Origin of the sequence: Hymenobacter actinosclerus (genome assembly GCF_900111515.1) — a bacterium.
Taxonomy (GTDB): Bacteria; Bacteroidota; Bacteroidia; order Cytophagales; family Hymenobacteraceae; genus Hymenobacter; species Hymenobacter actinosclerus.
Genome location: NZ_FOHS01000003.1, coordinates 401,939 through 414,873, shown reverse-complemented (window position 1 = coordinate 414,873; position 12,935 = coordinate 401,939). Strand labels below are relative to the sequence as shown.

The window sequence follows — 12,935 nt, the reverse complement described above, 5'->3', positions numbered from 1 at the left end:
TTTAGCGTTTCTGATTTTATGCACACTTTTCTGCGCGGATTTCTGGCCCTGGCCGGCGGGCTGTTGCTGACGGCCTGCGACCCGGCCGAGGTCTATGAGAAAAACATCGACCTGACCTCGCCCGCCGGCGACCCCTACGTGTGGGCCGTTCAGAACAAGCCCACTTTCGAGTTCGACATTACCGACCCGGCCCCCCGGTACGACGTGTTCCTCAACGTTCGTAACACGGCCGACTACAGCTACTACAACCTCTACGCCCGCGTTACGCTCACAGGCCCCGATGGTAAGATTATATCGCGCAAGCTGCACGATATGAACCTGATGGACCCCAAAACCGGCGAGCCCCTGGGTAATGGCAGCGGCGACATCTTCGACCACCGCCTGCTGGCCCTGCCCAACCAGGAGTTCAGCCAGCCCGGCACCTACCGCATTCAGCTGGAGCAGTATATGCGCCAGGACCAGCTGCCGGGCATTATGGCCGTAGGCGTGCGCGTCGCCCTGCATCAGGCCGGAAAATAAGCTGCCAGATGCGCCGGATTCCGAAAGGCATCCGGACCAATAAAAGGGCCTTACCACGCTGGAACAACTCGTTCTCAGGTGGTAAGGCCCTTCTATTGGTGCCGTATTGCGTTGATTCAGCTAACAGCTAACAGCTAATTAGAACGGCTGCTCAGATCCGCTCTACTTTCACTGCATTCTGACCTTTACGGCCGTCGATGATATCGAAGCTGACGCGGTCATTTTCGCGGATTTCGTGGACGAGGCCACTCTGGTGAACGAAAATTTCCTGGCCGTCTTCGTCCTGCACGATGAAGCCGAAGCCCTTGGATTCGTTGAAAAATTTTACTGTTCCTGTTTTCATAGAAGGGGTGAATGGTTGGGGAAGTGAAGGAGGGGAAAAGCGCTTAGCCAATGAGCAGCGACTAAGCGCGGTAAATCTACATGGTTTTTCAAATCAACAAAAAAACCCGGCTGCGGAACGTGCCCGCCACGGCTGCGTATGTAGCAGCAGTGCCACCTAAGCTTTCCCTGCTCATGTCCGACGATACCCAGAAGCCCGCTACCCCACCCGCCACCCCCGAAAACGCGCTGCCACCCGCGCTGCAGACCCCGGCCAATACGCCCGCCGAGCAGCCCGTGGCCAACGACGAGTTCAACCACGAGCAGAACGAGGTGGCCGGTGCCAGCCGGGGCGAATTCGGCCGCCAGTCGGACCAGGGTGCTACCCAGGGCGGCTACGGCAACGAGGCCAGCCGCGGCGTTGATACCTATGCCGGCCCGCCGGTGCAGGCCCCGGCTACTTCGGGCTACGTGGGCGAGCGGGCCCAGACCAAGGACGGTATTCCTTCGACCGAAAACGGCAGCTTCGGCACCGTGGCGGTAGGCGCCGGCCACGATGCCCCCGAATCGGCGGTAGGCCCCCTGTTTGGCAACGACAACGATGCACCGAAAGGCGTTGGCTCAGCCTACGCCCCGAACTACGGCTCCTCCTCGCTCGGCGGCCAGTCCAACACCGAGCCCGGACCCAACGAGCAGCACCGCAACCAGCGCGAAGACTACATCCCCGGCCACCCCGAGGGCGGCCCCGATGGCCAGCGCACCGGCCAGGCCCAGGGCAACGCCGGCTACGGCCGCGGCGAGGCCGACGCCACCCCGCCCACCAGCGCCGACCGGAGCGGCTACGAGGCCGCCGGTTCGGCCAACTCGGAGGGCAGCGAGCCGCAGGGCTTCGGCTCGAAAGGCGGCTCTTACAACGACGAGTACGCCAACCCCGAACCGGCTGCCACCGATGGCTCGCCTGCCAAGGGCGACTTCGACAAGCAGCAGGCGGCCCGCAACTACGGCCAGGCCTCCGACGAGCGCACCAACGCCCCCGACTCGCCGGATTACGGCGCCGCCCCCGGCCCACCCGAAAAGTAGCCGACAGCCTTGGCGTGGCCAGCCGGGCCCGCCAGTATGAGGGCCAAAGTTTGCGGTGCCGACAGCTGGTAATCCGGTGCCAAATAGGTTATCTTCCGGGGACGAAATTCCCCTTATGATGAAGACTGCCGGCCTGCGCCCGAATAGCTTGCTTCTTCTGCTGCTGCTGCTACTGCTGGCGGGTGTGGCTAGGTCGGGCAAGGCCCAGCCCACTGCCCAACCCGATTCGGTGGTTTGCGCGCCAGCCGGGCGGCCTTGGCTGGCGCGGCCCGCCGTGCTGCGCGTGGCCGTGCCGGTGGTGCTGGTGGCGGCGGGCTACGCGAGTAGTAACGAGAATTTTCTGGATGAAATGAAGGAGGAGGTGCGCGAGGAAACCCGCGAGACCTTTCCGCATTTCCGGACCACGCTCGACGATTACAGCCGGCGCATTCCGGTGGTGGCGGCCTACGGGCTGTTTGCCGTGGGCATGAAGGGAGAGCGGGGCATCGTGCCGTTTACAGTTTGCTACGGCCTCTCGCACGCCCTGAGCTCGGGCCTAGTCAGCAACCTCAAGCGCATCAGCCACACCCGCCGGCCGGATATAGCCACCGATTTCAGCTCCTTCCCCTCGGCCCACACCGCCGACGCTTTCCTGACGGCTACGCTGCTGCACGAGCAGTTCGGGCGGGGGCGTCCCTGGCTGTCGGTGGCTGGCTACACGGTGGCCACGGCCACCGGGGCCATGCGCATGCTCAACGACCGGCACTGGCTCACCGACGTGGTGGCCGGGGCCAGCATCGGCTTTCTGTCGGCCGAAACCGTGTGGCGGCTCTACCCGGTGCTGGCCCGCCGGCTGCCCGGCCATCTGGGCCAGAAACTGCTGCTATTACCCACCTACGCGCCCGGCGGCGCCATTGGCGCTGTGCTGGTGGTGAGGCAGTGAGATGGCTCAAGGTGAAATGGTGAGATGGTGAAATGGTGAGTTTGATGTTCCAGGGTCCTACCGGCGCAAATGCAAATAGCGCAATCAGGCCTCTGGAACATCAAACTCACCATTTCACCATCTCACCTCACCACTATATAAGGTAGCAGCTTGTCGAGGGTTGGTTGGTCAAGGATGCGGATTTGCCGTAGGTCGGCGGGCTGCTGAAAGGGGCCGTGCTGCTGCCGGTAGGCCACCAGCACGCGGGCCAAGCGCTTGCCCAGGTAGGGGTGGGCCTGCAGCACTTCGAAAGAAGCCGTGTTGACATCGAGGCGGGCGGGAGCGAAGCCGGGGGCCACAAAGGTGTACTTGCGCAGGCTGTCGATGAGGTCGGGCGCGTCGCGCAGGGCAAAAATTTCGGCTAGCTGGTCTTCGTGCCGGAAGCCGCCCAGACGCTGGCCGTATTCCACCACCCGCCGCGCATAGCCGCGCCCGATGCCCCGGATCTGCATCAGCTGGGTGGTATCGGCCGCGTTCAGATCGAAGGCTGCCAGGTTGCGAGGTTTGGGTATGAACCCGGGCCGGGCTTCGAAAGGCTTACGCTCGGGGAACCGGTCGTTTTTGGCAAACGTGCGCTTCTCGCGGGGCGGCAGCTGCTCGGGCAGCTGGATGTAGGGCGCGAGGCGGGCATAGGTGGTGTCGGAGAGGCCGTAGGCTTTGCGCAGCTGCTCCTTGGCCCGGAAACCACCCACTACCGTCCGGTACTTCACCAGGCGCTCGGCCAGCCAGGCGGGCAGCCCCCGCGCCTGCCAGTCGCGGGCCGAAAACGTGTTGGGGTCGAAGGGCGCCAGCGGCACCTGGGGTACCCGCTCGCGGGTGGGGTAGGAGCGGCGGGGGTAGCGGCTGGCGTAGCGGTTTTCGTAGGCGGGCCGGGCCGTGCGGCGGGCGGCCAGCTCGGCGGCCCAGGCATCGAGGCGGCGCTGGTCGGGGGCCGGGTCGTAGGTGGGCAGGGCGGGGCGTAGCAGCGGGGGCAGGGCCAGCAGCAGCCCCAGTAGCAGCAGCAACACCAGCAGGCCCGAGGTTTCGCGCCGCGAGAAGCCGAAGTAGCGCCGCACCACCCGGCGCAGGCCCGTCAGCGGCCCGCTGGAATTCTGGCGTCTACGACGGGCACGGGCAGGCGGCTGGGGCCCAGGAGCGGCGGAAGGCATAACGGATACGACTTAGCATGGCATAAGTCGCTCAGTTTAACCGGAATTCCGCACAAAGTCAAACTAGTTGTTAGTTGTCATGATAATAGCACGTCAATCTGACAACTAGCAACTAGCAACTACCAGCCACTACTCCTTCATCTTCACTTCCACCTCGTAGCGGTAGCGGGGCGGACCGCCGAGCGGAATGGCGAAGAAGGGCAGGGCCACGTCGTACTGGTCGGTGACGTAGAAAACCAGGTCGTTGGGGGCTTTGGAGAGGGTGGTAAGCTGGAAGTCGAGCGAGAGGCCGTGCTCCTTGGCCACTACCGGGTGGGTGCTGGCGGCCCAAGCGTTATTACCGCTCACAGAGGCCGGGTGGCCGTTTTTGGCCACGCTGAAAATCTTCAGCTGCACGCCGCCATCCACATCGAAATTGCTTTGCCGGATGCTCACCACCCGGTCGTTGACGAAGGGGTAGAGGTGGGTTTTGGCCCCCACTACGGGCGTGAGCCGGAACGAGTATTCGTAGGTGAAGGCGTTGCCGCCCTCGACGGGGATGTTCTCGGTGGGCGAGGAGCTCAGGAAATAGCGGTACAGGTTGCCGTCGTCGCCGCGCAGGCCCTGGGCAATGAGCTTGAACACGTAGCCGTCGAACTCGGGCGTCAGCTCGCCTTCAAGCGGGTTCAGGGGCCCGAAGGTGTACCAGCGGTTGTCGTAGGTGGGCTCGGCGCCGAAGGTTTTCTGGGCCAGCAGCGTGCCGGCGCGGTACTTGCCCTTGGGCGTGGTGGCGCGGGCCTCGGGGGCCGAGTGGGCCTCGGGGCCGCCGTAGAGGCTGAAGCTGGTAGTGGTGTTCCAGCCGCCCTTGGCCTCGTCGTGGCGGCCGCCGCAGTCGGGGTCGAACACGCGGATGTACACCGGCTGGCGCCGCTCCTTGGGCACCAGGAAAAAGAAGGTCTGGCTGAAGTCGTCGTCGCCCCAGCTGGGGTCGGCCTGGGCCCCGAAGGTAACCAGAAAGGGGATGTTCTCGCCGGGGTTGGGCGCAGCCTGAGCCCGGGCCCGGCCCGCAGGCAGCAGCAGCGCGCCCAGCAGCGGCAGAAAAAGCAGAACGAAGCGCGGAAAGAACGAAAGCATAGTTCGAAAGTAGCGCCCGGCCGGCAATTTCGCGGCAATTGGGGCCTAAATTGGCCGGCGGCCGTTGCCGAACCGGCCGGCTTGGCGTATCATTACGGTGCAAATCCGCCCACCGCTGCCCGTTGCTATGTCTGCTTACCCCGTTGCTACTGCCGAATTTCTGGATGCCCTCACTGCCGATGTGGAGCGGGTGCGCGAGGTGGCCAACCGCCGTTTCCGAACGCTCGACAGCGACCAGCTCAACCGCGGGCCGGGCCCGGGCCGCTGGAGCGTGGGCCAGTGCCTGGAGCACCTCAACCTCATTGGCGGGCTGTATCTGCCGGTGATGAGCCGCAAAATTCAGGCGGCCCAGCAGCGCGGCACCCGCCCGGCTGATACCGTAAAGCACGGCTACTTCGGCCAGAAACTAACGGCCGCCATGCGCGTACCGGCCACCGAAAAACCGCTCAAGTCGCCCCAGCAGTACGCGCCCAGCGGCTCGCGGCTGCCGCGCACGGTGGTGGAGGTGTTCACCCGCCAGCTCGACGAGCTGAGCAACCTGCTCAGCCAGGCCCGCCGCATCAACATGAACGCCGTTCGCATTCCCAACCCGATAATTCCGCTGCTGCTGCCCCCGCTGCCCGATGTTTTCGAGCTGCTGGTCGAGCACATCAAGCGCCACCTGCAGCAGGCCGAACGCGTGCTCGACGGGCTGGTCGGAAACGAGTAACGAGGACGAAGAAGACCAATACGGGGGTTGCCGAGCGTTCGGAACAGGCGCGCGGCAACCCCCGTATTGGTCTTTTTTACTGGTTGACTGTGTGGAATCCGGCTGCGGCGGGCATCAGGCAGGTATCTGAACACGCATTTCCTCCGTTTTAGCCCTATGCGCCCATTCCTGCTTAGCCTGTTGGCCCTGCTGATGCTGCTGACTCCCGGTTCCTCGCAAACCAACCCCGCCGACCGCCCCGACGCCGGGCCCAACCCGGCTGTCTGGCTCAAAATCGACCAGCTGCTGGCCAAGGGCCAGACGGCTTCGGCCGCCCGGCTGCTGGAGCCCCTGTACCAGCAGGCCCGCCGCCGGCCCCAGGCCGCACCCGAATACGTGCGCACCCTGCTTTATAAGCTGCGGCTGCTCGAAAACAAGGAGGAAGAGGCCGATGTGAAAGGCATTGAGCTGCTGGAGAAGGACCTGAAGACGGCCCAGTTTCCGGCCCGGCCGGTGCTGCACAGCCTGCTGGCCCAGCTCTACGCCCGCTACTACGACCAACACCGCTACCAGCTCTACGACCGTACCAACGCCGCCCGCCCCGATACGGCCGACGCGAGCCGCGCCGACCTGCAAACCTGGGACGCCGCCCAGCTGGCCGCGGCCATCGTGGGGCACTACCAGGCCTCGGTAACCGACGAGCCCCGGCGTCAGCAGCAAACCCTGCTATCCAACCTGGGCTACCTGAGCCGCGGGGCCGATGCCGCCGGCCGCGCCCGCCGCCCCACGCTGTTCGATTTGCTGGCCTTCCGGGCCGTGGAGGGTTTGGGCAACGACGAGCTCTACCTCACGAAGCCCGCCCAGCAGTTCCGGCTGATTGACCCTAAGTTATTCGGCCCCGCCGCCGAGTTTGCCCGCCTGCCGCTGCAGGCCCCGGCCCCCGACTCGCTCAACGGCCAGTTCCATGCCCTACAGGTGGTGCAGCAGCTGCTGGCCTTCCGGCTGCAAAGTGCCACCACCGCCCCCGAGGCCCTGGCCGACGCCGATTTGCAGCGGCTGGAGTTCGTGCAGCAACACGCCGAGCTGGCAAACAAAACCGAGCTGTACCGCGCCGCCCTGCGCCGGGCCGCCGACACCTACCGGGCCTCGCCCATTGCCGCCGAGTTTGGAGCCGCCGAAGCTGCCAGCTGGCAGGAGGAAGACCCCGGCAAAGCCCACGCCCTGGCGCTGGATGTGGAAAAAGCGTACGCCAAGTCGCGTGGCGCCAGCCAGGCGGCTGTCCTGCGCGGGCAGCTGGAGCGGGTGGAAATCGGTTTCACGACCGAGGACGTGCTGCTGCCCGGCCGGCCTTGGCTGCTGAAGCTGACCGTGCGCAACGCCCCGCGCCTGTACGCCACGGCCTACCGCCTGAGCAGCGCCCAGGTGCTGCGGCAGCTGGAACAGCCGGTACAGTACCAGGATAAAACCCTGCAGCAGCGCTACGCCCGCGCCCTGGCCGCCAAGCCCGCCGCCGCCTGGACGCTGGAGCAGGCCGGCCCCACCGATTTCCGGAGCCACACCGTGCAGCAGGCTGGTCCGGCGCTGCCGCTGGGCCAGTACCTCATCGTACTCAGCACCGCGCCCGCCAACCCCACTAAAGAGCAACCCGGCACTGTTACAACTTACAATCAGGTGCAGGTGAGCGAGCTGAGCTACCTGCGCCGCAATGCCGCGAACACCAACGGACCCGAGCTGCTGGTGCTGCACCGCCAGACAGGCGCACCGCTGGCCGGCGTGCGGGTAGTGGCTTCTGCGCAGAAATACAATCAGTTCGATAATATTCGCAGAGCAACGAACTACGTCCGCCAGGAGCCTCAGAACACCGATGAAAAGGGTAAGGTGAGCCCTATAGTCGGGAAGTTGCCCGGCGACGTTACGCAAATCAGGTCGCTGCTATTTTCGAAGGGCGCCGATTCATTGCTGATCAACGACTATCTGTACCACTTGTCCCATCCGCGCGATGAATCTGCAGAGCGCGCCCAGCGCCAAACGTTCCTGTACACCGACCGCGCCATTTACCGGCCCGGCCAGACACTCTACTTTAAAGGCATTCTGACCGAAACCCTGGCCGGCAAATCTACCTTGCTGACCAACACGCCGGTTTCAGTACGGCTGATTGATGTGAACGGGCAAACCGTGCAGACGCTGCCTTTTACGACCAACGACTTCGGCTCTTTCCACAGCTCGCTGGTGCTGCCTACGGGCCTGCTGAACGGCCAGATGCAGCTGCAAACCGACCACGGCAGCGTAGACTTCGCCGTTGAAGACTACAAGCGGCCTACCTTCCAGGTGACCATGGCCCCGGTACAGGGCACGCCCGTGCTGGGGCAGGAAGTAACGGTGCGCGGCACGGCTACGGCCTACGCCGGCCAGCCCGTCGATGGCGCGGCCGTGAGCTACCGGGTGGTGCGGCGCACGTTCTGGCCCTACTTCGGGCGCGGCTACTACGGGGGCGGCGGCCCGGCCGAGCAGGAAATTGCCAGCGGCACGGCCCGTACCGATTCGGCCGGCAGCTTTGCCGTAACCTTCGTGGCCCAGCCCGGCGAAACCGGCTCCGGCGGCAAGCGCGGGCCCGGCGGACCCGGCTACGTGTTCGAGGTAACGGCCGACGTAACCGACGCGGCGGGCGAAACCCGCACCGGCCAGCAGCGCGTCAGCCTCGGCACTGCGGCGCTGGTGCTGCGCCTGCAGCTGCCCGCGCTGCTCAACCGCGCCGCGCTGGCTGGTACGGCTGACAAGGCTGAAAAAACGGAAGAAACCGGGCTGCAGCTGCTGAGCACCAATGCCGCCGGCGAGGCCCTGCCCGCTACGGGCGAGCTGCGCCTGTACCGCCTCACGCCGCCCGCTACCGCCTTCCGGCCCCGCCTCTGGGAGCGGCCCGAGCGCGAGGCCCTGAGCCCCGAGGAGTTTGGCCGGCAGTTTCCGCTTGATGCCTACGGGCAGCAGGACAACGACAGCACCTGGGCCCGCACGTTGGTAGCCACGCTGCCCTTCAACACCGAAAAAGCACCTGCCCTGCCCGAACTGGCCGCTCAGCTGGCCCGCCAGGAGCCCGGCCGCTACCTGCTCGAAGCCAGCGCCACGCCCGCCAAAGCCGGCCAGCCAACCGCCAAAACCGGGCAGTTTTTCACCCTCTTCGACCCGGCCGCCACCCGTCTGCCGGTGCCTACCACCGATTGGTTCGTGCCCCTGCAAAGCAGCGTGACACCCGGCGGCGTGGCGCGCTTCCTGGTGGGCAGCTCGCTACCCGACGCCCGCGTGCTGCTGGCCGCCGAAGCCAACGGCCAGCCCCTGCGCCCCGCCGAGTGGCTGACACTACGCGCCGGCGAGCAGCGCGTGGTGGAAGTGCCCGTGCCTGCTGCCCCCGGCGAAGGCCAGCTCTACGTGCACCTCACGCAGGTGCGCGACAACCGCCTGTACACCCACACGGCCCCCGTTCAAATTGCCCCGCCGCCCGCCCCGCTGCTGCTCGATATTGCCACCTTCCGCGACAAGCTGCAGCCCGGCCAGCCGGAAACCTGGCGCGTCACCATCAAGCAAACCGGTGGAAAACCGGCCGATGCCGAGCTGCTGGCCACGCTATATGACCAGTCGCTCGACGTGTTCCGGCCCCACGATTTCCAGCCCCTGAACTTCCCGCAGCGCTATTTTCAGCCCATGCTGGCCTGGCAGGGTAGCTTCGGGACGGAGGACGGCCGCTATTTGCTAACTGACCACCCCGGTACAATATCCATCCTGCCCGTTCTGTATCCCGAGCTGAATCTATGGGGCTTTGGCTCAGGTGATGGGATGGAGGCAGTTGAAACGGTGATTGAGACCAAGGCTTATGTGGTAGCTGATGCAGCTACCATGCGCCCTGGAGCGCCAGCGCGGGTTATGATTCGGGGTGCCCGCGCGGCCGCTGCCCCGGTGGCCATGGCCAATTCGCAACTCAGCGAAGTGGTCGTTGCGGGCAGCATGACACGGCAGACTCAGATGCAACGTGTCGGGACAATTCCTCCGCCTGCCGACCTAAGCCAAGTGCAGGCCCGCACCGACTTCCGCGAAACGGCCTTCTGGCTGCCCGCGTTGCGCACCAACGCCCAGGGCGAAACGGTGCTGGAGTTCCAGATGCCCGAGGCCGTGACGCGCTGGCAGCTGCTGGCCCTGGCCCACGACCGGCAGCTGCGCACCGGCCAGTTGCGCCGCGAGCTGGTCACCCAGAAAAAGCTGCAGGTAACGGCCAACGCCCCGCGCTTCTTCCGCGAGGGCGACCAGCTCATCTTCCAAGCCAAGCTCAGCAACCTCACCAACGAGGCCCTGGCCGGCACTGCCCAGCTGCTGCTGCTCGACGCCCGCACCCAGCAGCCCCTGGAGGCCCGCCTGCTGCAAAGCCCCGCCCAGCTCGCCTTCAACCTGCCTGCCAACCAAAGCCAGGCCCTCAGCTGGAGCATCATGCTGCCCGAAAATATCGAAGGCCAGTTGCCTCTGGAGGCCGTTACCTACAAGGTGGTAGCCTCGGCTCAGTTGCCAGTGGCCAGTTCCCGGTTGTCAGGTAAGCAGAAACGCCAGCGTCGCAAAAACGGCCCGACAACTAATAACCAACAACTAGCAACTATCGAAGATGGCGAGCAGAACACGCTGCCGGTGCTGCCCAACCGGCTGCTGGTAACCGAGAGTTTGCCGCTGCCCATCGTGGGGCCGGCCACCCGCGAGTTCGAGTTGAAGAAGCTGACCAGCACCACCTCGGCCACCCGGCGCAACTACTCGCTCACGCTGGAAATGACCCCCAACCCGGCCTGGTACGCCGTGCAGGCGCTGCCCTACCTGATGGAGTACCCCTACGAGTGCTCCGAACAGGTATTCAGCCGCCTCTACGCCAACCTGCTGGCGGCCAAAATCCTGCAGAGCAGTCCGGCCCTGAAAACCACCCTGGCCGAGTGGCAGCGCGCCGCCCGGGCCGGCGACCCGGCGGCGTTGAGCAGCAAGCTGGAGCAGAATCCGGAGCTAAAAAGCCTGCTGCTGCAGGAAACGCCCTGGGTGCGCGACGCCCAGAACGAAACCGAGCGCATGCGCCGCCTGACCGAGCTGTTCGACGAGCCCCGCCTGAAGGCCGAAACCGCCCGCGCTCTGGCCAAGCTGCGCCAGCAGCAGCTGCCCGACGGCGCCTTCCCGTGGTTTGAAAAAATGCCCGCCGACCGCTACATCACCCAGCTCATCGTGGCCGGCTTCGGCAAGCTGCAGAAGCTGGGCGCCTTTGATGCCCTGAACGACGAGCAGGCCCGGCCGCTGCTGCAAAGCGCCCTGGCCTACCTCGATGGCGAGCTGCAGCAGGATTACGCCCGCCTGCGCAAGCAGCCCAAGGTTGATTTAAAGGCCGATAACCTGAACGACCTGCAGATTCAGGCCCTGTACGCCCGCAGCTTCTGGCCGGCTCCGGCCGTGCCCAAGGCGGCCCAACCGGCGCAGGCGTACTACCGGCAGCAGGCCGCTACCTACTGGTCCGGCCGCACCCGCTACCTGCAGGCGCAAACGGCGTTGGCTTTGCACCGCGCCAAAATCCAGCCAACCGTCACGGCGCAAATCATGACCGCGCTCAGCGAAAACGCCCTGCACAGCGACGAGCTGGGCATGTACTGGAAAGACGTGCGCCCCGGCTACTACTGGCGCGAGGCCCCCACCGAAACCCAGGCCACGCTCATCGAAGCCTACGACGAAATCAAAAACGACCAGCGGGCCGTGGACGAACTAAAGCTCTGGCTGCTCAAGCAGAAGCAGGTGCAGAGCTGGGCCAGCACCCGCGCCACCGCCGACGCCTGCTACGCCCTGCTGCTGCGCGGCTCCGACTGGCTGAAGCCCGCCGCCGAGCCGCTCGTGGTAACGGTGGGCGGCCAGCCTGCCCAACCCACGGGCCAGCAGGCCGTCACCGGCTACTACAAAATCACCTGGCCCGCCACCGAAATCAAGCCCGCGCAGGGCCGCGTAACGGTGCGCAAGCCCGATGCCGGGGTGGCTTGGGGTGCCCTGTACTGGCAGTATTTCGAGCAGCTCGATAAAATAACGCCCGCCGCTACCGGCCTGCAGCTGGAGCGCCGCCTCTACCGCGAGCAGCGCACCGCCGCCGGCCCCGTGCTGGAGCCCCTCAGGCCCGCCAGCCCGCTGCGCGTGGGCGACGTGCTGGTGGTGCGCCTGGTGCTGCGCGCCGACCGCGACCTGGAATACGTGCACCTCAAGGACCAGCGCGCCGCCGGCCTGGAGCTCATCGGCCAGACCAGCGGCTACCGCTACCAGAGCGGCCTGGGCTACTACGAGAGCCCCCGCGATGCGGCCACCAACTTTTTCATCAGCTATTTCCCTAAGGGTACGCACACCTTCGAGTACCGGCTGCGGGCGGCGCAGGCGGGCAATTTCAGCGGCGGCCTCTCGCAGCTGCAGTGCCTCTACGCTCCCGAGTTCACCACTCATTCGGTTGGTACGCGGGTAAGCATTGCCGGGCAGAAGTAGCGGTAGCCGGAACTGGCGCAGGCCCGGCCGGTTATGCCGGCCGGGCTGGCGGTCAGCTGGTGGCCGGCGGCTTGTTATGGCGGCCTAGAGGCTTGCAGGCCCGTTTTGGGGCTGAATTCGAACTTTAGGGTTGAGTTTGGCAGGCTGAAGCCCTACCTTTGTCCTCTCGTTTACTGAAGGAAAAGAAAGGAAAAGTTGATGCGTAAACTCATAATGCTACTCTCCGCGCTGCTGCTGGGCAGCGCCTCGGCCTGGGCGCAGGATGATGCCAAAGCCGCCGCCACCATCACGCCTACCAGCCTGCCCGGCGAAGAAGAACTGTCGGCTCAGGAGCGCGCCGAGCGCGATTTTCTGATGCCCACCCGCCGCAAGCGCGCCGCTGCCATCGAAGCCGTAGAAGAGAAGGCCCGCGCCGCCGAAGCCGCTGCCGAAGCTACCGCCAAAGCCGCCCGCCTAGCCGCCCAGATAGAAGCCGAAAAAAATGCCCCGCCGGCTCCGCTGCCCGCTCCGGCCGAGGAGCGCAAAACGGTTGTCAAGCGCAAAACCGGCCGCCGCTAGGTTAAGGTTGGTTTGTCCCAAATGC

General features: G+C 65.5%; 9 protein-coding genes. 6 read left to right on the top strand and 3 right to left on the bottom strand.

Features of this window, described 5'->3' with window-relative positions:
* Positions 1-18: 18 nt before the first annotated feature.
* Entirely contained in the window at positions 19-519 is a 501-nt protein-coding gene (locus BMY67_RS13345) for a gliding motility lipoprotein GldH (protein ID WP_245745045.1), read from the top strand.
* 151 nt (positions 520-670) lie between these two features.
* On the opposite strand, the gene BMY67_RS13340 is transcribed toward BMY67_RS13345, so the two are convergent.
* Complete coding sequence (locus BMY67_RS13340) at positions 671-862, bottom strand: cold-shock protein (protein WP_092772370.1); 192 nt, start codon at positions 860-862, stop codon at positions 671-673.
* Between the two features lie 173 nt (positions 863-1,035).
* On the opposite strand from BMY67_RS13340, the gene BMY67_RS13335 reads away from it, so the two are divergent.
* On the top strand, positions 1,036-1,920 hold the full coding sequence (locus BMY67_RS13335; RefSeq protein ID WP_143069823.1) for a hypothetical protein: 885 nt from the start codon (positions 1,036-1,038) through the stop codon (positions 1,918-1,920).
* A 115-nt stretch (positions 1,921-2,035) separates the two neighbouring features.
* On the top strand, positions 2,036-2,842 hold the full coding sequence (locus BMY67_RS13330) for a phosphatase PAP2 family protein (protein WP_092772365.1): 807 nt from the start codon (positions 2,036-2,038) through the stop codon (positions 2,840-2,842).
* Between the two features lie 122 nt (positions 2,843-2,964).
* On the opposite strand, the gene BMY67_RS13325 is transcribed toward BMY67_RS13330, so the two are convergent.
* Together BMY67_RS13325 and BMY67_RS13320 are read right to left on the bottom strand one after the other, a co-directional pair.
* A complete protein-coding gene (locus BMY67_RS13325) occupies positions 2,965-4,029 on the bottom strand; it encodes a ComEA family DNA-binding protein (RefSeq protein ID WP_143069822.1) in 1,065 nt (354 codons plus the stop codon).
* A 129-nt stretch (positions 4,030-4,158) separates the two neighbouring features.
* Positions 4,159-5,142: a hypothetical protein gene (locus tag BMY67_RS13320; RefSeq protein WP_092772361.1), complete on the bottom strand. Its 984-nt coding sequence runs from the start codon at positions 5,140-5,142 to the stop codon at positions 4,159-4,161.
* 127 nt (positions 5,143-5,269) lie between these two features.
* On the opposite strand from BMY67_RS13320, the gene BMY67_RS13315 reads away from it, so the two are divergent.
* The 3 genes from BMY67_RS13315 to BMY67_RS13305 all read left to right on the top strand — a co-directional run bounded on the left by BMY67_RS13315 (position 5,270) and on the right by BMY67_RS13305 (position 12,910).
* Complete coding sequence (locus BMY67_RS13315) at positions 5,270-5,851, top strand: DinB family protein (RefSeq protein WP_092772359.1); 582 nt, start codon at positions 5,270-5,272, stop codon at positions 5,849-5,851.
* 156 nt (positions 5,852-6,007) lie between these two features.
* Positions 6,008-12,352: an alpha-2-macroglobulin family protein gene (locus BMY67_RS13310; protein WP_092772357.1), complete on the top strand. Its 6,345-nt coding sequence runs from the start codon at positions 6,008-6,010 to the stop codon at positions 12,350-12,352.
* 213 nt (positions 12,353-12,565) lie between these two features.
* On the top strand, positions 12,566-12,910 hold the full coding sequence (locus tag BMY67_RS13305) for a hypothetical protein (protein WP_092772355.1): 345 nt from the start codon (positions 12,566-12,568) through the stop codon (positions 12,908-12,910).
* The last annotated feature ends 25 nt before the right edge of the window (positions 12,911-12,935 follow it).

Excerpts from the sequence above, each read along its gene's own strand:
- BMY67_RS13325 (WP_143069822.1), bottom strand. The coding sequence starts at position 4,029 with ATGCCTTCCGCCGCTCCTGGGCCCCAGCCGCCTGCCCGTGCCCGTCGT.
- BMY67_RS13340 (WP_092772370.1), bottom strand. The coding sequence starts at position 862 with ATGAAAACAGGAACAGTAAAATTTTTCAACGAATCCAAGGGCTTCGGC.
- BMY67_RS13320 (WP_092772361.1), bottom strand. The coding sequence starts at position 5,142 with ATGCTTTCGTTCTTTCCGCGCTTCGTTCTGCTTTTTCTGCCGCTGCTG.
- BMY67_RS13310 (WP_092772357.1), top strand. The coding sequence starts at position 6,008 with ATGCGCCCATTCCTGCTTAGCCTGTTGGCCCTGCTGATGCTGCTGACT.
- BMY67_RS13315 (WP_092772359.1), top strand. The coding sequence starts at position 5,270 with ATGTCTGCTTACCCCGTTGCTACTGCCGAATTTCTGGATGCCCTCACT.
- BMY67_RS13345 (WP_245745045.1), top strand. The coding sequence starts at position 19 with ATGCACACTTTTCTGCGCGGATTTCTGGCCCTGGCCGGCGGGCTGTTG.
- BMY67_RS13335 (WP_143069823.1), top strand. The coding sequence starts at position 1,036 with ATGTCCGACGATACCCAGAAGCCCGCTACCCCACCCGCCACCCCCGAA.
- BMY67_RS13330 (WP_092772365.1), top strand. The coding sequence starts at position 2,036 with ATGATGAAGACTGCCGGCCTGCGCCCGAATAGCTTGCTTCTTCTGCTG.
- BMY67_RS13305 (WP_092772355.1), top strand. The coding sequence starts at position 12,566 with ATGCTACTCTCCGCGCTGCTGCTGGGCAGCGCCTCGGCCTGGGCGCAG.